The sequence below is a fragment of the Nonomuraea sp. NPDC049378 genome, from assembly GCF_055586745.1.
On record NZ_JBVJHP010000019.1, the window covers coordinates 94,255 to 116,035 of the forward strand.

Consider the following 21,781-nt stretch of genomic DNA (forward strand, 5'->3'; position numbering starts at 1 on the left):
TCGTTCACTTGCCGCCCTCCTGCACCGTGTTGAGGATCCGCACGCCCCTGAAGAGCGCCGCCGGGCAGCCGTGGCTGACCGGCGCGACCTGCCCCGGCTGGCCCTTGCCGCAGTTGAACGCACCGCCGAGCACGTACGTCTGCGGCCCGCCCACGGCCTCCATCGACTGCCAGAAGTCGGTCGTCGTCGCCTGGTAGGCGAAGTCTCTGACCTGACCGGCCAGCTTCCCGTGCGAGATCTTGTACGCCCGCTGCCCCGTGAACTGGAAGTTGTAGCGCTGCATGTCGATCGACCAGCTCTTGTCGCCGACGATGTAGAGGCCCCGTTCGACGCCCGCGATGAGCTCGTCGGTGGAGGGCCCGCCGGGCGCCGGCACCAGCGACACGTTGGCCATGCGCTGGATCGGCATGTGACCGGGGGAGTCGGCGAACGCGCAGCCGTTGGACCGCCCGAACCCCTTCATCAGGCCCATCCGCCGGTCGAGCTGGTAGCCGACCAGGATGCCGTCCCTGACGATGTCGAAACTCTGCCCCTGCACGCCCTCGTCGTCGTAGCCGATCGTGGCCAGGCCGTGCGTGACCGTGCGGTCGCCGGTCACGTTCATCAGCGGTGAACCGTAGACCAGCTCGCCCAGCTGGTCGAACGTGGCGAAGCTGGTGCCGGCGTAGGCCGCCTCGTAGCCGAGCGCCCGGTCGAGCTCGGTCGCGTGGCCGATCGACTCGTGGATCGTCAGCCACAGGTTGGACGGGTCGATCACCAGGTCGTAGTCCTCGGCCTCGACCGAGGGCGCGGCCAGCTTCTCCGCCAGCAGCTCGGGCAGCCTGGCCAGCTCGCCCCGCCAGTCCCAGCCCGTGCCCGTCAGGTATTCGTAGCCCCTGCCGACCGGCGGCGCGAGGGTCGACATGTCGTCGAACCCGCCCTCGGCCGCCTTCATCGCGTTGAGCCTGGGATGCACCCGCACCCGCTGCTGCGTGGTCACCGTGCCGGCCGTGTCGGCGTAGAACTTCTGCTCCTTGACCTGCAGCAGCCGCGCCGAGACGTGGTCGGCCCCCTTCAGCAGCCCGGCCGACCAGTCGGCCAGCAGGCCCACCTTGTCGGCCGGCGCCACCTCGAACGGGTCGACGTCGTACGCCGACACCCACACGGTGTCGGCGTGCACCGGCTCCGGGGCCAGCTCGATGGGCTCCCTGTTGATCGGGGCGCTCACCTCCGCCACCCGCACCGCCTGCTCGGCCACCGCCGCGGCGGCCTCGGGGGTCAGGTGGATGCCGGCGGCGAACCCCCACGTGCCGCCCTTGACGACGCGCACGGCGTAGCCCAGGTCGTCGGCGTCCATGGAGCCTTCGAGGCGGGCGTCATAGAGGCTCAGCGTCTCGGCCCTGACGCGTTCGAGCCGGAAGTCGGCGTGCTCGGCGCCGAGGTCGCGGGCACGTTGCAGGGCGGCGTCCGCGAGCTGCCGCAACGGCAGCTCCAGGAAGTCGGGATCGATCTGGCGCATGTCCACGATCCTAACCCTGCGATCTTGTACCACCCGGACAAGCGCATACCCGCCGGTAGGAGATAGCGTCAGGTGTCATGGCACGCTCTGTACTCGTCACCGGAGGCAATCGCGGCATAGGCCTCGCGATCGCCCGTGAACTCTCCGCGGCAGGCGACGCCGTCGCGGTCACCTACCGCTCAGGGGAGCCGCCCGAGGGCCTGTTCGGCGTGCGCTGCGACGTCACCAGCATGGCCGACGTCGAGGCCGCCTTCGACAAGGTGGAGGCCGAGCACGGCCCGGTCGAGGTCGTGGTCTCCAACGCCGGCATCACCAAGGACACCTTGCTGGCGATGATGCAGGAGGAGACCTTCACCGACGTCATCGACGCCAACCTCACCGGCGCCTACCGCGTCGCCAAGCGGGCCATCAGGCCCATGATGCGGCTCAAGCGCGGCCGGATCGTCCTCATCTCCTCGGTCATCGGCATGAGCGGCCAGGCCGGGCAGGCCAACTACGCCGCCTCCAAGGCCGGCCTCATCGGCTTCGCCCGCTCCATGGCCCGCGAATACGGCTCGCGCAACATCACGGTCAACGTCGTCTCGCCCGGCTTCGTCGCCACCGACATGACGGCAGACCTCGACCAGGAGCAGATCGTGGCGCGCATCCCGCTCGGGCGCCAGGCCAGCCCCGAGGAGGTCGCGCGCGTCGTGCGCTTCGTGGCCAGCGACGACGCCTCCTACATCACCGGGGCCGTGATCCCCGTCGACGGCGGACTCGGGATGGGGCACTGACATGGGCATTCTCGAAGGCAAGCGGATTCTCGTGACGGGCGTGCTCACCGACGCCTCGATCGCGTTCAACGTCGCCAAGCTGGCGCAGGAGGAAGGCGCCACGGTGGTGCTCACCGGGTTCGGCCGGCTGAGCCTGGTCGAGCGCATCGCCAGGCGCCTGCCGTCGCCGGCCCCCGTGCTGGAGCTCGACGTCCAGGACACCGAGCACCTCGACACGCTCGCGGCCCGGGTCGGGGAGCACGTCGACGGTCTCGACGGCGTGGTCCACTCGATCGCCTTCGCCCCGCAGAGCGCTCTGGGCGGCAACTTCCTCAACACCTCGTGGGACGACGTCGCGACCGCCGTGCAGGTGTCGACCTACTCGTACAAATCGCTGGCGGTCGCCTGCCTGCCGCTCATGAAGGAGGGCGGCTCCCTCGTCGGCCTCGACTTCGACGCCTCCAAGGCGTGGCCGGTCTACGACTGGATGGGCGTGGCCAAGGCGGGCCTGGAGTCCTGCAACCGCTACCTCGCCCGCGACCTGGGCAAGCACAACATCCGCGTCAACCTGGTGGCGGCCGGTCCGCTGCGCACGATGGCCGCCAGGTCGATCCCGGGCTTCAAGGAGTTCGAGGACAGCTGGCCGGAGAAGGCCCCGCTGGGCTGGGACCTGTCCGACACGGTCCCGGCGGCCAGGGCGTGCGTGGCGCTCATGTCCGACTGGTTCCCGGCGACGACGGGCGAGATCGTCCACGTGGACGGCGGCGTCCACGCCATCGGCGGCTGAACCACCCGCCGGCGCTCAGGCGCGACGGCGGCGCTCACGGAGACGGCCGCCGTCGCCGCCGGGGCGGTCGAGGCCGACGCCGGCGGTGGGGCCTGGGGGTGCTGCTCAGGCCGTGCGGTGGCGGCCGTTGCCGGCGCGGGCCGGCTCGAAGGGGATCGACTCGGCGGGTTCGTTGCGGCTGCGGCGCTGCTGGACGATGCGGGCGGCGAGCACCGCCGACCCCAGCAGCGCGATGGTCAGCGCCGTGCCCAGCACGTCGGAGGCTGGCGGGCTGGGCCGCACGACCCGCTGTTGCTGCATCGGCACGGTCAGCTCGTGCGCGAACGGGTTGGGCCACAACAGGTCGACCCGCGGCTCCTCCGGGTCGGCCCGCTTCTTGTCGGCCAGCGGCCGGCGCGTGTCCATGAGCTGCGGCCGGCTCTCGGGCCTGCGCGTCCTCGACGTGCTGGGCACGGACGAGGAGTCCTTCTGTCCCGCGCGCGGCCGCGCCGGGCGCCTGGCCGAGGACGTGCGCGGTGGCGACAGAGTGCTGTGGACCTCGCCGTCCGCGCAGGCCGGCTCCGGCAGGCATCCGTCATCGGAGGGCTCCCGCTCCTGCTCACTCGCCCTGGGCGACGGCGACGGGGGCGGCTCGATCGTCCTGGTGGTCTTCGGCCTGGCGGTCGGCACGACCGTGCCCACCCTGCCGAGCACCTCGTCGGTGGTCTTGTCGAGGCCGTCGGTCACCTTGCCGGTGACCCCGCCTGTCAGGGTGTCGACCGTGCCGGTCACCGCACCCACGACGTCGCACAGCGTGTTGGTCACCCCGGAAAGCAGGCCGCCGCCCCGCGTGCAGTCCTGGGTGGTGGCCGCCGCGGCCGGTGCCGCCACCGGAACGGCCCCCAACGCCACCGCGAGAACTCCAGCCGAGATCGCGGTCCTGCTCCCCATCCGTCCCCTCCTGCGTTGCCTCAGGGAGAAATCCTGATGGACATCCCCGGTCGGACGCAGGCGTTTGCCGGGTAAAGTTGCGATTCGGTATCGACTAGTGATACACGAGAGAGTCTCTCGTTCCCGGTCAGTCGAGTGACGACACGTCATCGAGGGCCTCTCGGATCTCTATGGGCAGCACCACGTCTTCGGCGGGCAGGATGCCCTTGAGCTGCGCGTGTGTACGCGCTCCGACGATGGCGGAGGCGACGCCGGGCTGGTCGCGCACCCACGACAGCGCCACCGCCAGGGGCGAGACGCCGAGCCCGTCGGCGGCGGTCATGACCGATTCGACCACGCGCCGGCTGCGCTCGTCGAGATAAGGGCGGACGAAGTCGGCGAAGTGCGGGGTGGCGGCGCGCGAGTCGCCGGGGACACCGGCGCGGTATTTGCCCGTCAGCACCCCCCTGCCCAGCGGCGACCAGGCCAGCATGCCCACGCCGAGGTGTCTGGCGGCGGGCAGCAACTCGCGCTCGGGCTCGCGGGCCAGCAGCGAGTATTCGGCCTGCGCCGAGGTGATCGGGATGCGGCCGGGGATCATCTTCTGGGTGACCGCGGCGGCGGCCAGTTGCCAGCCGGCGTAGTCGCAGACGCCGGCGTAGACGGCGCGGCCGGAGGAGACGATCGCGTCGAGCGCGGCCAGCGTCTCCTCCAGCGGCACCTCGGCGTCGTAGGTGTGCAGCTGCCAGAGGTCGACGTAGTCGAGCCCGAGCCGGTTGAGCGAGTCGTCGACGGCGGCGATCAGGTGGCGCCGTGAGGCGTCGCGGGGCCGCCGGCCCGTGGGGGTGACCACGGCCTTGGTGGAGATCACCAGCTCGGAGCGCGGCACCGAGTCGCGCAACATGCGCCCCAGCAGCCGCTCGGAGTCGCCGCCGGTATAGACGTCGGCCGTGTCGACGAGGGTGCCGCCCGCGTCGAGGAACGTGCGGAGCTGGGCGGCCGCCTCGTCCGCGTCGGTGTCACGCCCCCAGGTCATCGTGCCGAGCCCCAGCCTGGACACCGACAGTCCGCTGTGGCCGACATAGCGCTGCTCCATGATCCCGCCAGATTACCAACAAGAAACCTGCTCAGCAGGCTGCCGCTCCGCTGTTGTCGGTGGTCAGGGCTGTAGCGGCGGCCCGCCATGCCGTTTTCTCATCGGCCGGCCGGAGATCTGCTGGGCGGGTTGTGGTCCGCGGCCCGTAGAGGGAGGGGCGGCCCCCCGCGTGCGGCCGGATGGCGGCGCCGCGGGCGCCGGGCCGGGGCGGGGGCGCAGCCGTTGTGATCGACTGTGGACGGCGCCTGCGACACTGGCAGGGTGACCACGTTGCTTCTCGCCCGGCACGGGCTGACGGATCTCACAGGGCCGGTGCTGGCCGGCCGTACTCCGGGGGTGCACCTGAGCGAGGCGGGCAGAGCGCAGGCCGCGGCGCTCGCCGGGCGCATCGCGGGCGTCGGTCTCGACGCCATCGTCTCCAGCCCGCTCGAACGGTGCCGGGAGACGGCCCAGGCGGTCGCCGACGGGCGCGCGGCGGAGGTGGTGATCGACGAGCGGTTCATCGAGTGCGGTTACGGCGAGTGGACCGGGCGGCCGCTGAAAGAGCTCGCCCGCGAGCCGCTGTGGCAGGTCGTCCAGGCGCATCCGAGCGCGGTGGCCTTCCCCGGCGGGGAGGCGCTGACGGCGATGCAGCATCGGGCGGTCGCGGCGGTCAGGGAGTGGAACGAGCGGGTCGGGGAGAAGGGTGTCTACCTGGTCTGCAGCCACGGCGACGTGATCAAGGCGATCGTCGCGGACGCTCTGGGCCTCCACCTCGATCACTTTCAGCGGATAACAGCCGATCCTGGAGCGCTCACCGTCATTCGCTATGCGCCGCTACGTCCCTTTGTGCTCAGGCTTAACGATATGGGGGAATTGAGGCTTCCCGAGGATTCGGAGGAGAAAGACGGGGGAGAAAACATCACCGGGAGCGATGCTGCCGTCGGCGGCGGACCCGGAACCACGTAAGGTCAGGCTATGCCGGTCTTCGACTACGACCCACCAGAGAGGTTCGTCGCCGGTGCCTTGGGGCAGCCGGGCGCGCGGGTCTTTTTTCTGCAGGCCAGGGCCGAGGGCAGACTGACCACGGTGGCGCTGGAGAAGTTGCAGGTCGCCGCGCTGGCGGGCAGGCTCGACGAGCTGCTCGACGAGGTGTTGCGCCTCAGCGGGGGCGCCGCGCACGTGCCCGCGCTGGCGCCCGCCGACCTGGCCGACGACGCGCCCCTGGACGTGCCGGTCGCGGAGGATTTCCGGGTGGGGACCATGGCGCTCGCCTGGGACTCGGACAGGTCGCAGGTGGTGATCGAGGCGCAGGAGGCCGTCGACGAGGACGACCTCGACGGCCCCGACCCCGCGGTGCTGCGCGTGCGCATCAGCGCCGGGGCCGCCCGGGCCTTCACCCAGCGAGCGCTGCAGATCGTCGCGGCGGGCCGCCCGCCGTGTCCCCTGTGCAGCCAGCCGCTCGACGCGGCCGGTCACGTGTGCGTCCGTCTCAACGGCTACCGCGGGGGTGAGGCGGCTTCATGACCGCTCCTGAGAGCGAACCGGCCGTCAAGTCGTCCCAGCCGCCGCCCCTGCACGAGGACGAGGCGCACGCGCTCCTGCGTGACGGCCGCCTGGAGGTGGCCGGCCGTCTGGTCGAGGCGACCAACATGACGCTCTACTGCTCGGTCAAACTGGGCTCCCGCACGGCGGCCTGCGTCTACAAGCCCGTACGCGGTGAGCGCCCGCTGTGGGACTTCCCCGACGGCACCCTGGCCGCCCGCGAGGTGGCCGCCTACGAGGTGTCCCAGGCGACCGGCTGGCGCATCGTGCCGCCCACGGTCTACCGCGACGGCCCTTTCGGGCCGGGCATGTGCCAGCTCTGGATCGACACCGAGCGGGAGATCGACCTCATGCGGCTGGTCAAGAGCCGCAACCCGGTCGTGCGCCGGATGGCGGTGTTCGACGCCGTGGTCAACAACGCCGACCGCAAGGGCGGTCACCTGCTGCCGCTGCCCACCGGCCACGTCTACGGCGTCGACCACGGGGTCTGCTTCTCCGTCGAGGACAAACTGCGTACGGTGCTGTGGCAGTGGCGCGGCAAGCCGCTGGCCCGCGAGGCGGTGGCGGTGCTGGCCAAGCTGGAGCGCGACCTCGAGTCGGGATCCCTCGGGCGCAGGTTGCGCGAGCTGCTCACGCCGGCGGAGGTGGAGGCCACCTGGCAGCGCGTCAGGCGGCTGCTCGACACCGGCGTGCATCCCTACCCGCCGGAGGGCTGGCCAGCCATCCCCTGGCCGCCGATCTGACCCGACCCCGGGCGTCACGCGACTTGGGGCGTTGATTACCCTTTGCCCATGTGCACGCTGATCGTGAGAACCGGGCGGCCGCTGACGCTCATGGGCGTGAGAGACGAGTTCACCGACCGTCCGTGGGAGGGCCCGGGCGAGCACTGGCCCGAATACCCTGGCGTGATCGGCGGGCGCGACCTCAAGGCCGGCGGCACCTGGCTGGCCGTCAACCCGGCGGCCCGCCGCGCCGCCGCCCTGCTCAACGGCCGCGGCCGGGCCGCGCGGGAGACCACGAAGATCTCCCGGGGCGACCTGGCGCTTCGGGCCGCGTACGGCGGCGACTTCCCCGATGCCGACCTGACCCGCTACGACCCCTTCCATCTGGTGCTGGCCGACCTGTCGCGGGTGCGGCTGGTCAGCTGGGACGGCGAGCGGCGCACCGAAGGCGAGCTGCCCGAGGGCACCAGCATGGTGGTCAACGCGGGCCTGGATCCGGAAGACGAGCGGGTGCTGGCCTACCTGCCCAGATTCGCGGAGACGAGCGCCTGGCGCGAGCTGGCCGCGGCGGAGCCGTCCTCCGACCCGGGCGCGCTCATCGTCCGGCACGAGCTGGCCGACGGCCGCGTCCTCGCCTCCCTTTCGGTGATGGAGGTCGAGATCGATGCCGGCGGCGTGACGTACGACTTCACCGACCTGACCGCAGATCGGGACGGATAGGCTCGAAGACATGCGATCGTGGTCTGCCCCGAACATACCCAAGCTCCTTGGTGAGAGCATCCCGCTGCGTCTCCACGACACCTCCGCGAAGCAGGTCAGGCAGACCGATCCGGGGCCGACCGCCAGGATGTACGTCTGCGGCATCACCCCCTACGACGCCACCCATCTCGGCCACGCCAACACCTACCTCGCCTTCGACCTCGTCGGCCGGTTGTGGCGCGACGCGGGCCACGAGGTGCACTACACGCAGAACGCGACCGACGTGGACGATCCGCTGCTGGAACGGGCCACGCAGACCGGCGTCTCCTGGCGCGAGCTGGCGGAGCGGGAGATCGAGCTGTTCCGCGGCGACATGGAGGCGCTGCGGATCGTGCCGCCCCGCGAGTACGTCGGCGTGACCGAGGTCGTCGACCAGGTGGCGGGTCTGATCGCCAGGCTCTCCGCCAAGGGCGTCACCTACGACCTCGACGGCGACGTCTACTTCAGCGTGGCCGACGCGCCCAAGTTCGGACAGGTGTCCGGCTACGACGAGGACGAGATGCTGGCGCTGTTCGCCGAGCGCGGCGGCGACCCCGACCGGCAGGGCAAGCGGCACCCGCTCGACTGGCTGTTGTGGCGCGCCGAGCGGCCCGGCGAGCCCGCCTGGGACTCGCCTCTCGGCAGGGGCCGGCCCGGCTGGCACATCGAGTGCACCGCGATCGCCCTCGACAGCCTGGGCGCGGGCTACGACGTGGCCGGCGGCGGCTCCGACCTGATCTTCCCGCACCACGAGTGCGGCGCCTCCGAGGGCCACGCGGCCACGGGGGAGTGGCCCTTCGCCAAGTTCTACACGCACGCGGGCATGGTGGCGCTCGACGGCGAGAAGATGTCGAAGTCGAAGGGCAACCTGGTCTTCGTCTCCAAGCTGCGCGAGCAGCACGACCCGATGGCGGTCCGGCTCGTGCTGCTGGCCCACCACTACCGCGCCGACTGGGAATACGTGCCCGAGCTGATGGCCGAGGCCGAGCGCAGGCTGGAGCTGTGGCGCCGGGCCACGGCGCTGCCGTCGGGACCGCGCGCCGGAGAGCTTCTGGCCACGGTGCGCGAGCGGCTGGCCGACGACCTCGACGCGCCGGGCGCGCTGGCCGCCGTCGACGCCTGGGCATCCGGGGCGCTGGCCGGCGAAGGCCCGGACACCGGCGCGCCGGGCCTGGTCAGGGACCTGGTGGACGCCCTGCTCGGGGTGCAGCTCTAGCAGGCGCCTGGCGGGTGCCTCGCTAGGTGAGGCAGCCCCTGGCCGGGGTGACCTCGGCCGACATGTTGCGCTCCATCATGCGCAGCGCCGCCAGCCCGAGGTCGCGGTGGATGGCCGCCACGCAGTCCGGCGGCACCATGATCGAGTAGTGCCTGATGTACGCGTCCAGCGCGCTGTACAGGATGCACTGCTCGGTCACCTGGCCCGCCAGCAGGACCGTGTCCGTCCCCAGCTGCCCGAGCAGGTACTCCAGCGGTGTCCCGAAGAACGCGCTGTGCCGCACCTTCGGCAGGAAGGAGCAGTCCGCCGGGGGCACGATCGGCTCGACCAGGTCCGGCCGGTGACCGCCGAGCGCCCGCGCCACCAGGTCCTCCCGGGTCGCGGTGAAGTCGCCGTAGTTGTCGTTGACGTAGATCAGGTCCACGTCGTCGCGCGATCGTGCCCGGCCGACGAGCTCGACCAGCGGGGGCAGGATCGGCTGGACGGCGCGCTCCAGCTGCTCGGCGTCCGCGTGCTCGTACGGGTTGAGCATGTCGACGACGACCATCGCGGTCCTGGCCATGATCAGACCTGGAGCTGTTCGAGCTGGTCCATCGAGGCCAGCTCGGCGGTGAACCACTCGATCGTGCGCCCGAGCCCTTCGGCCGCCGGCACCCGCGCCCGCCAGCCGAGCTGCTCGGCAGCCAGCGACGTGTCGGGCCGCCTGACCCGGGGATCGTCGGCGGGACGGTCGATGAAGACGATCTCCGACGACGACCCGGCCAGCTCCTTGATCATCGTGGCCAGCTCCAGCATGGTCAGCTCGTCCGGGTTGCCGATGTTGACCGGGCCGCCGAAGTGGCTGCGGGCCATCGCGAGGATGCCCGACACGGTGTCGTCCACGTAGCAGACCGAGCGCGTCTGGGAGCCGTCCCCGGTGATCGTGATCGGCTCGCCCTTCAGCGCCTGCCTGATGAACGTCGGGATGGCCCGGCCGTCGAACGGGCGCATGCGGGGCCCGTAGGTGTTGAAGATGCGCACGATCCCGGTGTCGGTGCCGCGCGAGTGGCGGTAGGCGGTCGTCAGCGACTCGGCGAAGCGCTTGGCCTCGTCGTAGACGCTGCGCGGGCCGACCGGGTTCACGTTGCCCCAGTACGTCTCGCGCTGCGGATGCTCCAGCGGGTCGCCGTACACCTCGCTGGTGGAGGCCAGCACGAACCTGGCGCCCTTCTCCCTGGCAAGCCCCAGCGCGTGCAGCGTGCCGGCGCTGCCCACCCGCAGGGTCTCGATCGGGTAGCGCAGGTAGTCGGCCGGCGAGGCGGCCGAGGCGAAGTGCAGCACGAGGTCCAGCCGGTCGGGCACGTGCACGTATCCGGTCAGGTCGCACTCGATCAGCCGGAACTCCGGCCGGTCCATCAGATGCTCGACATTGCGCGGCCCGCCGGTGAGGAAGCTGTCCATGCAGACCACCTCCGCACCCTCGTCCAGCAGCCGCTCGCACAGGTACGAACCGAGGAAGCCTGCGCCCCCCGTGACCAGAGCCCTCATGACGTGACCTCCAAGGCAGCGTCGACGACTTCGGAAACTTCGATCTTCAACAGGCCGGGATCCGGCCGCTCGCCGTGCGGGTCCCCGTTCCGCCCGGCCCACAGGGCCACGTGGCGCCAGCCGGGCGGCGGCCCCCACAGGGCGGGGGAGACCGGCCCGAACAGCACCACCGACGGGACGCAGAACGCCGTCGCCAGGTGCGCGACCCCGGTGTCGCCGCACACCACCAGCCGCGACCGGCTGACCAGGTCGACCAGGTCGGCCATGGTGGTCCGCCCGGCCAGCACCCGCTCAGGCGGCAGCCCCGCCAGCTCGGCGACCCGCCTGGCCAGCGGCGTCTCCTCGGCGTTCCCCGTGACGACCACGTCGTCCAGCGCGGCGGCGACCTCCGCGAAACGTTCCGGCGGCCAGCGCCGGGCGGGGTAGGCGGCGCCCGGGTGCACGATCGCGGGCCCCGTACGGTCGGAGACGCCGAACGTCAGGTCGGCGGGGTCGGTGGCGATGCCGTGCCATTCCAGCAGCCCGCACCAGCGCCGCACCTCGTGCACGCCGTCCGGGTACGCCGGACCCGTGCCGAAGCTGATCAGCCGGCCGGGACCGGTCCGCCGCAGCGCCTCGATGCTCTGCGGGCCCTTGCCGTGGAGGTTCACCGCGATGTCGGGGCGCTCGAACGGCACCCTGTCCATGGGGATCGGCCCCGGCCCCGACACGTCCACCTGCTCGTCCACCGCCCCGGTCAGCGGCGGCAGGGCGTCCAGCGCCCGCGGCGCCGCCAGCGTGATCCGGTGCCGGGGGAACGCCTGCCGCAGCGCCCGCAGCGCGGGCACGGCCGTGAGCAGGTCGCCCAGGCCGAGCCCGCGGAGCACCAGGAGATCTAGGGCCATGACGTCTCCGTGGACGGGCAGACGACGAGCTCTCTCACCTCGCATCCGGCCGGCTGCCGCAGCGCGAAGACGATGGACTGGGCGACGTGGGCCGGATCGTTCAGCCCGGCCTCGGGTCCCGGCTTGTACTGCTCGGGACGGCCGTCGAAGAAGCTCGTACGCATGCCGCCGGGGATCAGCAGGGTCACCCCGACCTCCCCGCGCAGCTCGGTCGCCAGCGCCCTGGTGAAGCCGACCACGCCGAACTTCGACGCCGAGTACGCCGACGCGTCGCTCAGCGGCCGAAGACCCAGCGTCGACGCGCAGGTGACGACCGTGCCGCGGGTGTGCTTGAGATACGGCAGCGCAGCCCGTACGACGGAGGCCGTGCCGAGCAGGTTCACCCGGACGACCCGCTCCCAGTCGTCGGCGGGAACGTCCTCCAGGCGCCCGCACGCGTCGATGCCCGCGGCCGTCACCACGCCGTCCAGGCCGCCGGCCCGCTCGGCCAGCTCGCGTACGGCGCGCTCGGCCTCGCCCCGGTCGGCCAGGTCGGCCGTGACGTGCTGGAACCGCTGGTCGGGCGCTCGGACGTCGACGACCAGCGCCTGCCAGCCCTCCTTCTCCACGGCCTCGGCGGTGGCCAGCCCGAGCCCGGATGCTCCCCCGGTGATGAGAATGTTCACTGGATCTCCTTGATCAGATCGGTGGTCGAACGCCCCGGCAGCGTGCTCAGCACGACGGTCTCCGCGCCGAGCCTGCCGAGGACCTCGGTTTCGGGCAGGATCTCCCCCGTGTAGTCGCCGCCCTTGACCCACACGTCGGGCCGCAGCCGCTCGATGGCGGCCGCCGGGGTGTCCTCGTCGAACACCAGCACGGCGTCCACGCAACTGAGCGCCCTGAGCACCTCGACCCGGTCGCGCGCGTCCACGATCGGCCTCGGCGGGCCCTTCAGCCGGCGTACCGAGTCGTCGGAGTTGACGCAGACGACGAGCGCGTCGCCGAGGGCCCTGGCCCGCCGCAGCAGGCTCACGTGCCCCGCGTGCAGCAGGTCGAAGCAGCCGCCCGTCGCGATCAGCCGGCCGCCCTGGGCGCGGGTGAGCTCGGCCACCTCCAGCGCCGTGCGCGGCCGGTCGCCGAGCCGCTGCTCGCGGACCTTGACGGTGGCCGCGCCGCCGCGCTCGACGAACCGCGAGGCCTCGCCGACGCCGATCGTCACCGCGTCCTGCACGTCGGTGCCGTCGCGCAGCGCGAGCGCCGCGGTGGCGGCGAACCGGTCGCCCGCCCCGCACGCGTCCTGCCCGGCGGCGCGCACCGGCGGCGGCACCGCCGTCAGCGGGCCGCCCTCCACGGCCAGCGCGGCGCCCCGCTCGCCGGTCGTGACGGCCACCGCCCTGGCCTGGATGGCCCTCACCAGGCAGCGGGCCGCCTGGTCCGGTCCGTGATAGCCGTCGGGGCACAGCAGCCGCGCCTCCGCCTCGCTCGGGGTCACCAGCGCGCAGCCGGGCATGGGCCGTTCGCCCCGGGGATGCGGGTCCCACACCACCGGAACGGCGACGTCGCGCAGCAGCCCGCGGGCCATCCTGGCCACACCCCTGCCGTAGTCGGACACCAGCACCGCGCCCGCCTGGAGGATCGCCTGCGCCGCCTCCTCGCTGGGGGCGTACCTGGCGGCGCCGTCGCCGGTGTCCAGCCTGACCAGCGTCTGGCCCTTCGACCTGACCCTGGTCTTGCGCACGGTGCCGCCGCGCAGCGGGAGGCGTACCAGATCGAGCTCCTCGGACAGCAGCCCGCACAGGCGGTGGCCGTCGGGGTCGTCGCCCATCGCGGTGATCAGCACGACGTCGGCGCCGTCGCGGGCGGCCAGCAGCGCCGCCAGGCCCGCCCCGCCCGGGCGGGCCTGTTCGGCGGCCACGTCGACCACGGGGACCGGCGCGTCAGGGCAGAGCCGCTCCGTGTCGCCTTCGACGTCCACGTCCAGCAGCGAGTCGCCGATGACGACGAGCGGCCCTCTCACAGCGCCTCCTCCACCGCGTCGCACAGCAGGTGGATCAGCGCGAGGTGCACCTCCTGTACGGTCGCCGTCTCCTCCGCCGGCACCGCGACCGCCTCGTCGCACAGGATGGCCAGCGGGTTGGGGGCGGGGCCGGTCATGGCCCAGGCGACGATCCCGCTGTCCTGCGCCGCCGCGGCCGCGGCCAGCACGTTGGGGCTGCGGCCGCTGGTGGACAGGCAGATCAGCACGTCGCCCGCGCGGCCGTGGGCCAGCACCTGGCGGGCGTAGACCTCCTCGTGGCCGAAGTCGTTCGCGATCGCCGTCAGCGCCGAGCCGTCGGCGTGCAGCGGGATCGCCGCGTACGGGCGCCGGTCGTGCCGGAACCTGCCGACCAGCTCGGCCGTCAGATGCTGGGCCTCCGCGGCCGAGCCGCCGTTGCCGCAGGCCAGCAGCCTGCCCCCCGCGGACAGCACGCCGGCCAGCTTCCCACCCCAGGCCCGGACGGCGACCGCGTGGTCGTCGACCTTCTCCAGCGTGTTCCACAACTTCTCCAGATGAGCATCCATGATCAACCCCCCAGGGCCGCCAGATGGCCGACCTTGCCGTCGATGACCTGCGCGTACACGGCCTCCGTGCGCTCGGCCACGCGGGCCCAGCCGTACCTCTCGCGGGCCCGGCGCGCCCCCGCCGCGCCCAGCTCCGCCCGCCTGCCCGGGTCGCCGAGCACCTCGCGCAGCACCCTGGCCAGGGCGCGCGGGCGGCGCGGCGGCACCAGCACGCCCGCGCCCGCGACCGTGTCCAGGTGGCCGCCGACCGCCGAGGCCACGACGGGAACGCCGCACGCCATCGCCTCCACCGGCACCATGCCGAACGGCTCGTACCACGGCACCGTGACCACGACGTCGGCCGAGCGCATCAGCGCCGGCACGTGCGAGCGCGGCACGCTGCCGATCACGTGGACGCGGTGGTCCAGCCCGTACGCCCCGGCCAGCTCGCGCAGCCGTCGCGCCTCCGCGTCGTCCCGGCCCCCGCCGGCGATCACCAGGTCGGCGCCGGGCACCCCGCGCATCGCCCTGACGATGGTGTCGACACCCTTGCGCGGCACCATCCTGCCGATGCTCAGCACCAGGCTGCCCTCGGCGCGTGGCGCGGCCGGGCCTTCCGGGCAGAACGCGGTCAGGTCCACCCCGCAGGGCACGACCGCGACCCGCTGCTCGGGCACGCCCATCGCGCGCAGCTCGTGCACCTCGTCGGTGCAGGTCGCGAGCACGGCGTCGGCCCGCTTGGCGATCTCGCGCTCGGTGGCGATCCGGTGCGCGGGGCTGGTGTCCGCCCCGCCCTGCCAGCGGCGCTTGACGGTGCCGAGCGCGTGGAACGTCTGCACCACCGGCACGCCGGCGGCCGCCTGAAGGGCCGCCTGCCCGCTCATCCAGAAGTGGGCGTGCACGATGTCCGGCGGGCGCGTGGCCAACCGGACGGCCAGCCGCTCGGTGAACTCCGGCATGTACGGAGGAAGCTCGTCCTTGGGGACCTGGGCCGCGGGGCCGGCGGGGACGTACTCGACGGTGACGCCCGGCGCCATGGTCAGCGAGGCGGGCTGCGAGCCGCGGGTGCGCCGGGTGTGGACGACCACCGTGTGCCCGCGCTCGGCCAGCGCCACGGCCAGCGCGGCGACGTGCACGTTCTGGCCGCCGGAATCCACGCCGCCCACCGCGGCCAGCGGGTCCGCGTGCTCGGAGATGAGATCCACCTTCACTGCGTCAGCTCCCTCACTGCCTTGACCACCTGCTCGCTGGTCACCTGGGACAGGCATGGGTGCCCGGGCACCGGGCAGGTGCGCGCCCTGCTGTCCCGGCAGGGCGCCTGCTGGTCGCCGAGCACCACCGTGGGCACGCCGTACGGGGCCCACCGGGCCACGGGGACGACGGGGGCGAACAGGCTCACGACCGGGGTGCCGACGGCCGCGGCCAGGTGGGCGGGGCCGGTGTTGCCGGCCACCAGCACGCCCGCGTGCTCGATCACGGCGGCCAGTTCGGCGAGCGTGGTCATCCCGCCCAGGTCGACGGCGACGTCTCCGGCCACGTGGGCGGTGAGATCACGTTCTGTTCCGGTCACGACGACCTGGTGCCCGTCCCCGGCCAGCTCCCGTACCGCCTGCCGGTGCTGGCCGGCGGGCCAGGTGCGGGCGGGGGCCGAGGTTCCGGGGTGGACCACGACGTACGTGCGCTTGTCAGCGCCGGACGCGTTCCCCAGAAGTCCCGAAATATCCGGCAATGGCCGCCGAACAGCGAGTTTTCCGTCATCGCCCGGCGGCAGCAGGAACCCGGCCGCCGCGGCGACGGCCAGCATCCGCTCCGCCTCCGGCACGTCGACGCTCTCGTCCACGACGTGCCTGACGTCCAGCAGCGAGCCGGGATAGTCGTTGCTGATGGCGGTGATCCTGCGCACGCCCGCCAGTCTCAGCAGCAGGGCCAGCGGCAGCGCCGACTGGTGGAACGACGTCAGCACCACCGCCTCGTCCACGCCGCGCAACCGGCCGACGAGGCCGGCGACGTCGTTCCTGCTGACCGGCGACGGGGTGTGGTCGATCCACGGGGCGTGCCACTCGATCACCTGGTCCACGCCCGGCAGGAGCTCGGCGGCCGCTCTGCCGTTCGGGCCCGCCAGGAAGACCACCTCGGCGGCCAGCGTCCGCACGGCCCTGACGGCGGGTCCCGCGAGCAGCACGTCACCCGCGTCGTCCAGGCGTGCCACGAGCACCCGCCCCCGGCCCGCGCCGCTTCGCACCGGCTCTCCCTGCTCGGCCGGGACCTGCCCGGATCTGTCGTGGACAGCCCGGTTGCGCCCGATCCCGCCCCGCTCCGCGCGCCGGCCCGTGCCCGCGCGCCGCCCGGTGCCCCCGCGCCGGCCGCCACCGGGCCTGCCGGTGCGGGCGGGCGCGCGCGGGGGCGCGCCCTCCGGCGCGCCTGCTGTCCGGCACGGGTTCGAGCCGCACGACACGGTTTCCGCCCAGCGAGCGCTCATCGCCGTGCCCTCCATTCCCCTCGCAGCCGGTGCACGCAGGCGACCGGCGGGATCACCACGCTGGTGACGGCCATCCGCACCACCTCGGCCGGGGTACGCGGCCCCGGCGCGATCCGGCGCCACGCGAACTCCGCGGCCAGGGCTCCCCAGACGAGCGCCGCCGCCCCCGCCGCCCGCCACCGATCGCAACGGTCGCGAGCCGGTCCCGCGCCGATAGCCGGCACGCCGGGAAAGCCTCTGCGGCCGGCCCTGCGGTCGGCCGTATTCCTGCCGCGCAGGGCGGCCGCCCCCAGGGCCGCCGCCGCGAGCGCGGCCGCCGTGGTGGCGGCGTGCAGGCGCAGACGGCCGGGACCGCCGCCGATGGCGGTCCGCCACCCCGGCCCGTGCAGGCGCCGCATGAGCGCGTCGTCGGCGTTGCCCCGCTGGAAGCGCACGCTCGCCCAGAACCCGTCGTCGCGCACCGGATGGGTCGTCACCCGCTGCCCGCGCACCAGCCGGTGCCCCGCCCGCGTCACCCGCAGCGCGAGGTCGGCGTCCTCCCGGTACGCCCGGGGAAAACGTTCGTCGAACCCCCCGGCGGACTCCAGCACCGGGCGCCGGTAGGCCATGTCGGCGGTCACCCACAGCGCGCCGGAGAGCCCGGCGGTGTGCCGCTCGCCGTCGGAGGGCCGCCGCCCGCCAGGCAGCGGCACCACGATCCGCCCCTGGCTGCCGGCCACGTCCTCGGGCAGATCCACGAGGTCCTTCCAGACCGCCTCCGCCCACCCGGGCCCGGGGATCACGTCGTCGTCGAGGAACACCACCCACGGCGTCTCCGCCGCCCGCCACCCCGCGTTGCGCGCCGCGGCGGGCCCCCTCCCGGAGGAGCGGACGACCCGCACCCGGCCGGGAAGCGACTCCACGACCCCGGCGGCGCCGCCCGGCGCCGCCCTGTCGTCGACCACGATCACCGGCATGCCGGGGCCCACAGCGGCCAGCGTGTCCAGGAGCGTGGCGCGCCCGATGGTGGGGATCACCACGGTGATCACGAGGCGAACACCTCCCCGCGCCGCACCAGGTACGGCCCGAGCGCGAGCACGTCCACCGGCGACGACCCGAAGCACTCCAGCGCGTCCCTGGGATCGTCGACCATGGGCCGCCCCGCGGTGTTCAGGCTCGTGTTGACCACCACGGGCAGCCCCGTCCGCGCCTCGAACTCGCTCAGCACCCGCGCCAACAGCGGGTCGGCGCCCGGCGAGACCGTCTGGATGCGCGCCGTCCCGTCCACGTGCACGACCGCGGGGATGCGCGGCGCCCAGCCGGGGTCCACGTCGTGCACGAACAACATGTACGGCGAGGGCACCGGCCCCCGTCCGAAGATCTGCGCCGCCCGCGACTCCAGCACCATCGGCGCGACCGGCCGGAACTGCTCGCGCCCCTTGACGTCGTTCAGCCGCTCCGTGTTGCGCGCGTGACCCGGGTGGGCCAGCAGCGACCGGTGGCCGAGCGCGCGCGGCCCGTACTCCGACCGCCCCTGGAACCAGGCCACGATCCGGTCGGCGGCCAGCTCGGCCGCCACCGCGGCGGCCAGGTCGGCGGGCCGGGTGTGCGGCACGCGCGCCACGTCCAGCCAGGCGCCCAGTTCCTCGTCGGTGAAGCCGCGCCCGAGCGCCGTGCCGTGCATGGGCGCGGCCGGCTCGCCGTACGCGTGCGCCAGGTGCAGCGCGCCGCCCAGCGCGGTGCCGGAGTCGCCCGCCGCCGGCTGGACCCAGACCTCCTCGAACGGTCCCTCGTCCAGCAGCCGGGTGTTGGCCACGCAGTTCAGCGCCACCCCGCCGGCCAGCGCCAGCCGCCGCTCGCCGGTCCGCTCGTGCAGCCAGCGCACCAGCTCCAGCAGCACCTCCTCCAGCCGCGCCTGCACGCTGGCGGCCAGGTCGGCGTGGTCGGAGGTCCAGGCCGCGCCCCTGCGCAGCGCCTTGGCGTAGCCGCCCCAGTCGACCGGCTCGACGCGGAAGCCGCCGTCCCCGGTCGTGTAGATCACCTCGCGCAGCGCGGCCAGGTGTCGGGGCCGGCCGTAGGAGGCCATCGCCATGACCTTGTACTCGTCGCTGGAGCGCAGGAACCCGAGGTGTTCCGTGACGTCCTCGTACATGAGGCCGAGCGAGTGCGGCAGCTCCTGCGCGGCCAGCACCTCCAGCTCGCCGTCGCGGTAGCGGCCGGCCAGGTGGGAGACGTTCTCGCCGCGCCCGTCGCACACCAGCACCGCGCAGTCCCGCCCCGGCGTCGACCACCGTGAGGCGAGCCCCGCGGACGCGGCGTGCGCCACGTGGTGCGGCACATAGGTGACCTGGCCGGGGTCCAGGCCCGGCAGCGCGGTGGACAGGAACGCGGGCGCGCGCACGGCGTACCTCGTGCGCAGGTCCTCCCAGTCGCCTTCCGGCTTCCGGACCACCAGCGAGGGGTCGTAGGAGTAGGCGACGGCGTCGATCTCCTCGGGGGAGAGTCCCGCCTCCCGCAGGCACCAGGCGGCGGCCAGCTCGGGCAGCTCCCAAGCCGAGAACGCCAGCGGCCGCTTGCCGTGCTTGCGGCGGCTGAAGCGCTCCTCCTCCGCGGCGGCGACGATCTTCCCGTCGACCACGAGCGCGGCGGCCGGGTCGTGGAAGATCGCGTTGATGCCGAGAAACTTCATGTCCCCTCCCCACAGATGTCGAGAACCGCTACCGACAGGAGCGGCTCTCAAACATTCGGCGACCTGAAGACCTGCGAAAACGGGCCTCTGCGCCGGGAGACTGTCACGCTAAGTAGTTGTTTGTCGGTTGAGGGCCCGGGTAGCTGCGGGGCACGCGACGGAGGTGAATGGTGTTCGAAAAGCGACGTCCCGGCGCCGTGCTGTTCGACCGGGACGGGACCTTGATCAGGGACGTTCCGTACAACGGCGATCCCCGTCTCGTCGAGCCCATGCCGGGTGCGACCGAGGCGCTGGGCCGGTTGCGGCGCGCCGACGTCCCGGTGGCCGTGGTCACCAACCAGTCCGGGGTGGCCAAGGGACTGGTCACGCCCGACGAGATGGACCAGGTGAACGCCAGGGTGGAGGAGCTGCTCGGCCCGTTCGACGCCTGGGCGATCTGCGTGCACGACGACACCGACGGCTGCACCTGCCGCAAGCCCGCGCCCGGACTCGTGATCAGGGCCGCCGCCGTGCTCGACGTCAGCCCGCGCGACTGCGTGGTGGTGGGGGACATCGGCAGGGACATGGAGGCGGCCAGGGCCGCCGGGGCCAGGGGCATCCTCGTCCCCACCATGGAGACGCTGCCGGAGGAGATCGAGGAGGCCCCCGAGGTGGCCGACGATCTGGCCGACGTCGTGGAGCGCGTGCTCAACGACGTCGGCGAGGCGCCCGTGCCCGCCGCCGCCGCGCCCTGGGCCAGGGCGATGGGCTGGAGCCGCTGGTGAGGATCCTCATCTGGCACGTGCACGGCTCGTGGACCAGCGCCTTCATCAGGGGCGGCCACGACTACCTCCTCCCGCTCGTCCCCGGCCGCGGCCCCGACGGCAGAGGCCGCGCCGCCACCTTCGACTGGCCGGCCGCGGCCCGCGAGGTGCCGTACGACCGGCTGCGCCACGAGCCCGTGGACGTGGTCGTCTACCAGCGCCCGCACGAGATCGGCCTGGCCCGCGAGTGGCTCGGCCGCGACGTGCCCGGCGTCTACGTCGAGCACAACACCCCGGCCGGCGACGTGCCCCGCACCCGCCACCACCTCGCCGGCCAGAACGACGTCACGCTCGTGCACGTCACCCACTTCAACGAGCTGTACTGGGACAACGGCCGGGCACGCACGCGCGTCATCGAGCACGGAGTCCCCGACCCCGGCCACCTGTACACGGGCGAGCTCCCCCGAGCGGGCGTCGTGGTCAACGAACCGGTACGCCGCACCAGGGTCGCCGGCACCGACCTGCTGCCCCGCTTCGCCGAGCGGGTGCCCCTCGACGTGTTCGGCATGAAGGTGGACGGGCTGCCGTACGGCACCCACGAGGACCTGCCGCAGCACGTCATGCACGCCGAGCTGGCCAGGCGGCGCGTCTACCTGCACCCCTACCGGTGGACCTCGCTGGGGCTCGCCCTCGTCGAGGCCATGACGCTGGGCATGCCCGTGGTCGCGCTGGCCGCCACCGAGGCGGTCGAGGCCGTGCCGCAGGAGGCCGGCGTCCTGTCGACGAAGGTGCACGTGCTCGCCGGCGCGCTGCACGATTTCGTGGCCGATCCGGAGCGCGCGAGCCAGGCGGGAAAGGCCGCCAGGGCCGCGGCTCTGGCACGGTACGGGCTCGACCGCTTCCTCGCCGACTGGGATCGGCTGCTCCATGAGGTATGACGGCCAGACGTCTGGGTAGGCGCGCCCCATGATGATGCTCGACTGGACACGCAGGGCGGCCTGCCTCGACCTGGACCCGGAGCTGTTCTTCCCGATCTCCCAGGAAGGTCCCAGCCAGTCACAGGTCCAGCGGGCCAAACACGTCTGCGGCGGCTGCCCCGTACAGGAGGCGTGCCTCGACTACGCGCTCAGCACCAGGCAGGCGTACGGCGTCTGGGGCGGCACCGATCCGGAACAACGGCGCGAGCTCAGGGCGGACGCCGCCGCCCGCCTCAGCCCGCCGGCAGCGCCTCGGCGAGAAACCGTGCCCGCTCGCTCTCTTCGAGATGGTCGCTGAACAGCACGCCGTCGAGATGGTCGACCTCGTGCTGCAACACCCTCGCCAGGATGCCCAGCGCCCGCACCGTCACCGGTTTGCCGAACATGTCACGGCCACGCGCGGTGACCATGTAGGAACGTTCCAGCGGCCACCACACGCCGGGCGCCGACAGGCACGCCTCGTCAGCGGTGACGCGCCGCTCTGACAACTCGAGGCGCGGGTTGACCAGATGGCCCGCCTTGCCGTCGTACGCGTAGACCACCACCCGCACCGCCTCACCGACCTGCGGCGCCGCCAGGCCGGCCCGGCCGGCTCCCGCCCGCATCGTGGCCGTCAGCGTCTTCACCAGCCGCCTGAGCTCCCGGTCGAAGTCGTGCACCGGCGCCGCCACCGCGCGGAGCAGCGGGTCGTCGAACATGCGAATAGGCAGGACCGTCACCAGCACTCCCCGATAGCCGTCG

24 protein-coding genes are annotated in these 21,781 nt (G+C 73.1%); 10 read left to right on the plus strand and 14 right to left on the minus strand.

From position 1 onward, the window contains the following. Positions 1-4: 4 nt before the first annotated feature. Entirely contained in the window at positions 5-1,498 is a 1,494-nt protein-coding gene (locus ACZ6SA_RS35570) for a TldD/PmbA family protein (RefSeq protein ID WP_465833157.1), read from the minus strand. Positions 1,499-1,575: 77 nt separating this feature from the next. On the opposite strand from ACZ6SA_RS35570, the gene fabG reads away from it, so the two are divergent. Both fabG and fabI read left to right on the plus strand, forming a co-directional pair. Continuing rightward, a complete protein-coding gene (gene fabG / locus ACZ6SA_RS35575; protein WP_347644642.1) occupies positions 1,576-2,271 on the plus strand; it encodes a 3-oxoacyl-ACP reductase FabG in 696 nt (231 codons plus the stop codon). Position 2,272: 1 nt separating this feature from the next. After that, positions 2,273-3,037 (plus strand): enoyl-ACP reductase FabI, encoded by a 765-nt coding sequence (gene fabI, locus ACZ6SA_RS35580; protein WP_347644641.1) that lies wholly within the window; start codon positions 2,273-2,275, stop codon positions 3,035-3,037. A 105-nt stretch (positions 3,038-3,142) separates the two neighbouring features. Here the strand turns inward: fabI and ACZ6SA_RS35585 are convergent, their stop codons facing one another. Beyond that, positions 3,143-3,967, minus strand: a complete 825-nt coding sequence (locus ACZ6SA_RS35585; protein WP_347644640.1) for a hypothetical protein — start codon at positions 3,965-3,967, stop codon at positions 3,143-3,145. Between the two features lie 127 nt (positions 3,968-4,094). Next, on the minus strand, positions 4,095-5,042 hold the full coding sequence (locus ACZ6SA_RS35590) for an aldo/keto reductase (RefSeq protein WP_347644639.1): 948 nt from the start codon (positions 5,040-5,042) through the stop codon (positions 4,095-4,097). A gap of 261 nt (positions 5,043-5,303) precedes the next feature. Between ACZ6SA_RS35590 and ACZ6SA_RS35595 the strand changes: the two genes are divergently transcribed. Genes ACZ6SA_RS35595 through mshC form a run of 5 tightly spaced genes read left to right on the plus strand, consistent with a single transcriptional unit; the run spans position 5,304 to position 9,242 of the window. Further along, positions 5,304-5,990 carry an MSMEG_4193 family putative phosphomutase gene (locus ACZ6SA_RS35595; RefSeq protein WP_347622317.1) on the plus strand — a complete coding sequence of 229 codons (687 nt, stop codon included), beginning with the start codon at positions 5,304-5,306 and terminating at the stop codon, positions 5,988-5,990. A 9-nt stretch (positions 5,991-5,999) separates the two neighbouring features. Continuing rightward, on the plus strand, positions 6,000-6,548 hold the full coding sequence (locus ACZ6SA_RS35600; protein ID WP_347644638.1) for a DUF3090 domain-containing protein: 549 nt from the start codon (positions 6,000-6,002) through the stop codon (positions 6,546-6,548). Beyond that, positions 6,545-7,309, plus strand: coding sequence for an SCO1664 family protein (locus tag ACZ6SA_RS35605; protein ID WP_347644637.1), 765 nt, complete (start codon positions 6,545-6,547; stop codon positions 7,307-7,309). The genes ACZ6SA_RS35600 and ACZ6SA_RS35605 overlap by 4 nt, the downstream gene beginning before the upstream one ends. 48 nt (positions 7,310-7,357) lie before the next feature. Further along, positions 7,358-8,008 (plus strand): NRDE family protein, encoded by a 651-nt coding sequence (locus tag ACZ6SA_RS35610; protein WP_347644636.1) that lies wholly within the window; start codon positions 7,358-7,360, stop codon positions 8,006-8,008. 10 nt (positions 8,009-8,018) lie between these two features. After that, positions 8,019-9,242 (plus strand): cysteine--1-D-myo-inosityl 2-amino-2-deoxy-alpha-D-glucopyranoside ligase, encoded by a 1,224-nt coding sequence (gene mshC / locus ACZ6SA_RS35615; RefSeq protein ID WP_465833161.1) that lies wholly within the window; start codon positions 8,019-8,021, stop codon positions 9,240-9,242. 22 nt (positions 9,243-9,264) lie between these two features. On the opposite strand, the gene ACZ6SA_RS35620 is transcribed toward mshC, so the two are convergent. From ACZ6SA_RS35620 to ACZ6SA_RS35665, 10 genes are read right to left on the minus strand one after another with little or no spacing between them, the layout of a single operon-like run. Next, positions 9,265-9,804 (minus strand): cysteine hydrolase family protein, encoded by a 540-nt coding sequence (locus ACZ6SA_RS35620; RefSeq protein ID WP_347644634.1) that lies wholly within the window; start codon positions 9,802-9,804, stop codon positions 9,265-9,267. Positions 9,805-9,806: 2 nt separating this feature from the next. Next, positions 9,807-10,769, minus strand: a complete 963-nt coding sequence (locus ACZ6SA_RS35625; RefSeq protein ID WP_347644633.1) for a UDP-glucuronic acid decarboxylase family protein — start codon at positions 10,767-10,769, stop codon at positions 9,807-9,809. Next, the gene (locus ACZ6SA_RS35630; RefSeq protein ID WP_347644632.1) at positions 10,766-11,653 is read right to left on the minus strand and encodes a glycosyltransferase family 9 protein; all 888 of its coding nucleotides are present in this window, start codon (positions 11,651-11,653) and stop codon (positions 10,766-10,768) included. The genes ACZ6SA_RS35625 and ACZ6SA_RS35630 overlap by 4 nt, the downstream gene beginning before the upstream one ends. Then, positions 11,644-12,318 (minus strand): SDR family oxidoreductase, encoded by a 675-nt coding sequence (locus ACZ6SA_RS35635; RefSeq protein ID WP_347644631.1) that lies wholly within the window; start codon positions 12,316-12,318, stop codon positions 11,644-11,646. Before ACZ6SA_RS35635 ends, ACZ6SA_RS35630 begins: the two co-directional genes overlap by 10 nt. Further along, complete coding sequence (locus ACZ6SA_RS35640) at positions 12,315-13,649, minus strand: PfkB family carbohydrate kinase (RefSeq protein WP_347644630.1); 1,335 nt, start codon at positions 13,647-13,649, stop codon at positions 12,315-12,317. The genes ACZ6SA_RS35635 and ACZ6SA_RS35640 overlap by 4 nt, the downstream gene beginning before the upstream one ends. Beyond that, entirely contained in the window at positions 13,646-14,194 is a 549-nt protein-coding gene (locus ACZ6SA_RS35645; RefSeq protein ID WP_347644629.1) for a D-sedoheptulose-7-phosphate isomerase, read from the minus strand. Before ACZ6SA_RS35645 ends, ACZ6SA_RS35640 begins: the two co-directional genes overlap by 4 nt. A 2-nt stretch (positions 14,195-14,196) precedes the next feature. Then, the gene (locus ACZ6SA_RS35650) at positions 14,197-15,384 is read right to left on the minus strand and encodes a glycosyltransferase (RefSeq protein ID WP_465833165.1); all 1,188 of its coding nucleotides are present in this window, start codon (positions 15,382-15,384) and stop codon (positions 14,197-14,199) included. Continuing rightward, on the minus strand, positions 15,381-16,652 hold the full coding sequence (locus ACZ6SA_RS35655) for a glycosyltransferase family 9 protein (protein WP_465833167.1): 1,272 nt from the start codon (positions 16,650-16,652) through the stop codon (positions 15,381-15,383). Before ACZ6SA_RS35655 ends, ACZ6SA_RS35650 begins: the two co-directional genes overlap by 4 nt. Continuing rightward, on the minus strand, positions 16,649-17,680 hold the full coding sequence (locus ACZ6SA_RS35660) for a glycosyltransferase family 2 protein (protein WP_465833169.1): 1,032 nt from the start codon (positions 17,678-17,680) through the stop codon (positions 16,649-16,651). The genes ACZ6SA_RS35655 and ACZ6SA_RS35660 overlap by 4 nt, the downstream gene beginning before the upstream one ends. Further along, entirely contained in the window at positions 17,677-19,320 is a 1,644-nt protein-coding gene (locus ACZ6SA_RS35665) for a carbamoyltransferase family protein (protein WP_465833171.1), read from the minus strand. Before ACZ6SA_RS35665 ends, ACZ6SA_RS35660 begins: the two co-directional genes overlap by 4 nt. 170 nt (positions 19,321-19,490) lie before the next feature. Here ACZ6SA_RS35665 and ACZ6SA_RS35670 point away from each other — a divergent pair, with 170 nt between their 5' ends. From ACZ6SA_RS35670 to ACZ6SA_RS35680, 3 genes are read left to right on the plus strand one after another with little or no spacing between them, the layout of a single operon-like run. Continuing rightward, positions 19,491-20,084 (plus strand): D-glycero-alpha-D-manno-heptose-1,7-bisphosphate 7-phosphatase, encoded by a 594-nt coding sequence (locus ACZ6SA_RS35670; protein ID WP_347644624.1) that lies wholly within the window; start codon positions 19,491-19,493, stop codon positions 20,082-20,084. Continuing rightward, positions 20,081-21,001, plus strand: a complete 921-nt coding sequence (locus tag ACZ6SA_RS35675; RefSeq protein ID WP_347644623.1) for a glycosyltransferase — start codon at positions 20,081-20,083, stop codon at positions 20,999-21,001. The genes ACZ6SA_RS35670 and ACZ6SA_RS35675 overlap by 4 nt, the downstream gene beginning before the upstream one ends. Before the next feature lie 28 nt (positions 21,002-21,029). Beyond that, entirely contained in the window at positions 21,030-21,338 is a 309-nt protein-coding gene (locus tag ACZ6SA_RS35680; protein ID WP_465833174.1) for a WhiB family transcriptional regulator, read from the plus strand. Here the strand turns inward: ACZ6SA_RS35680 and ACZ6SA_RS35685 are convergent. After that, on the minus strand, positions 21,274-21,759 hold the full coding sequence (locus ACZ6SA_RS35685; RefSeq protein WP_465833176.1) for a peptide deformylase: 486 nt from the start codon (positions 21,757-21,759) through the stop codon (positions 21,274-21,276). The two genes, ACZ6SA_RS35680 and ACZ6SA_RS35685, sit on opposite strands and share 65 nt — an antisense overlap. Positions 21,760-21,781 lie beyond the last annotated feature (22 nt).

Bases quoted from the DNA above. Each gene is read 5' to 3' on its own strand.
- ACZ6SA_RS35570 (WP_465833157.1), bottom strand. From the start codon at position 1,498: ATGCGCCAGATCGATCCCGACTTCCTGGAGCTGCCGTTGCGGCAGCTC.
- fabG (WP_347644642.1), top strand. From the start codon at position 1,576: ATGGCACGCTCTGTACTCGTCACCGGAGGCAATCGCGGCATAGGCCTC.
- fabI (WP_347644641.1), top strand. From the start codon at position 2,273: ATGGGCATTCTCGAAGGCAAGCGGATTCTCGTGACGGGCGTGCTCACC.
- ACZ6SA_RS35585 (WP_347644640.1), bottom strand. From the start codon at position 3,967: ATGGGGAGCAGGACCGCGATCTCGGCTGGAGTTCTCGCGGTGGCGTTG.
- ACZ6SA_RS35590 (WP_347644639.1), bottom strand. From the start codon at position 5,042: ATGGAGCAGCGCTATGTCGGCCACAGCGGACTGTCGGTGTCCAGGCTG.
- ACZ6SA_RS35600 (WP_347644638.1), top strand. From the start codon at position 6,000: ATGCCGGTCTTCGACTACGACCCACCAGAGAGGTTCGTCGCCGGTGCC.
- ACZ6SA_RS35605 (WP_347644637.1), top strand. From the start codon at position 6,545: ATGACCGCTCCTGAGAGCGAACCGGCCGTCAAGTCGTCCCAGCCGCCG.
- ACZ6SA_RS35610 (WP_347644636.1), top strand. From the start codon at position 7,358: ATGTGCACGCTGATCGTGAGAACCGGGCGGCCGCTGACGCTCATGGGC.
- mshC (WP_465833161.1), top strand. From the start codon at position 8,019: ATGCGATCGTGGTCTGCCCCGAACATACCCAAGCTCCTTGGTGAGAGC.
- ACZ6SA_RS35620 (WP_347644634.1), bottom strand. From the start codon at position 9,804: ATGGCCAGGACCGCGATGGTCGTCGTCGACATGCTCAACCCGTACGAG.
- ACZ6SA_RS35625 (WP_347644633.1), bottom strand. From the start codon at position 10,769: ATGAGGGCTCTGGTCACGGGGGGCGCAGGCTTCCTCGGTTCGTACCTG.
- ACZ6SA_RS35630 (WP_347644632.1), bottom strand. From the start codon at position 11,653: ATGGCCCTAGATCTCCTGGTGCTCCGCGGGCTCGGCCTGGGCGACCTG.
- ACZ6SA_RS35645 (WP_347644629.1), bottom strand. From the start codon at position 14,194: ATGGATGCTCATCTGGAGAAGTTGTGGAACACGCTGGAGAAGGTCGAC.
- ACZ6SA_RS35655 (WP_465833167.1), bottom strand. From the start codon at position 16,652: ATGAGCGCTCGCTGGGCGGAAACCGTGTCGTGCGGCTCGAACCCGTGC.
- ACZ6SA_RS35665 (WP_465833171.1), bottom strand. From the start codon at position 19,320: ATGAAGTTTCTCGGCATCAACGCGATCTTCCACGACCCGGCCGCCGCG.
- ACZ6SA_RS35680 (WP_465833174.1), top strand. From the start codon at position 21,030: ATGATGATGCTCGACTGGACACGCAGGGCGGCCTGCCTCGACCTGGAC.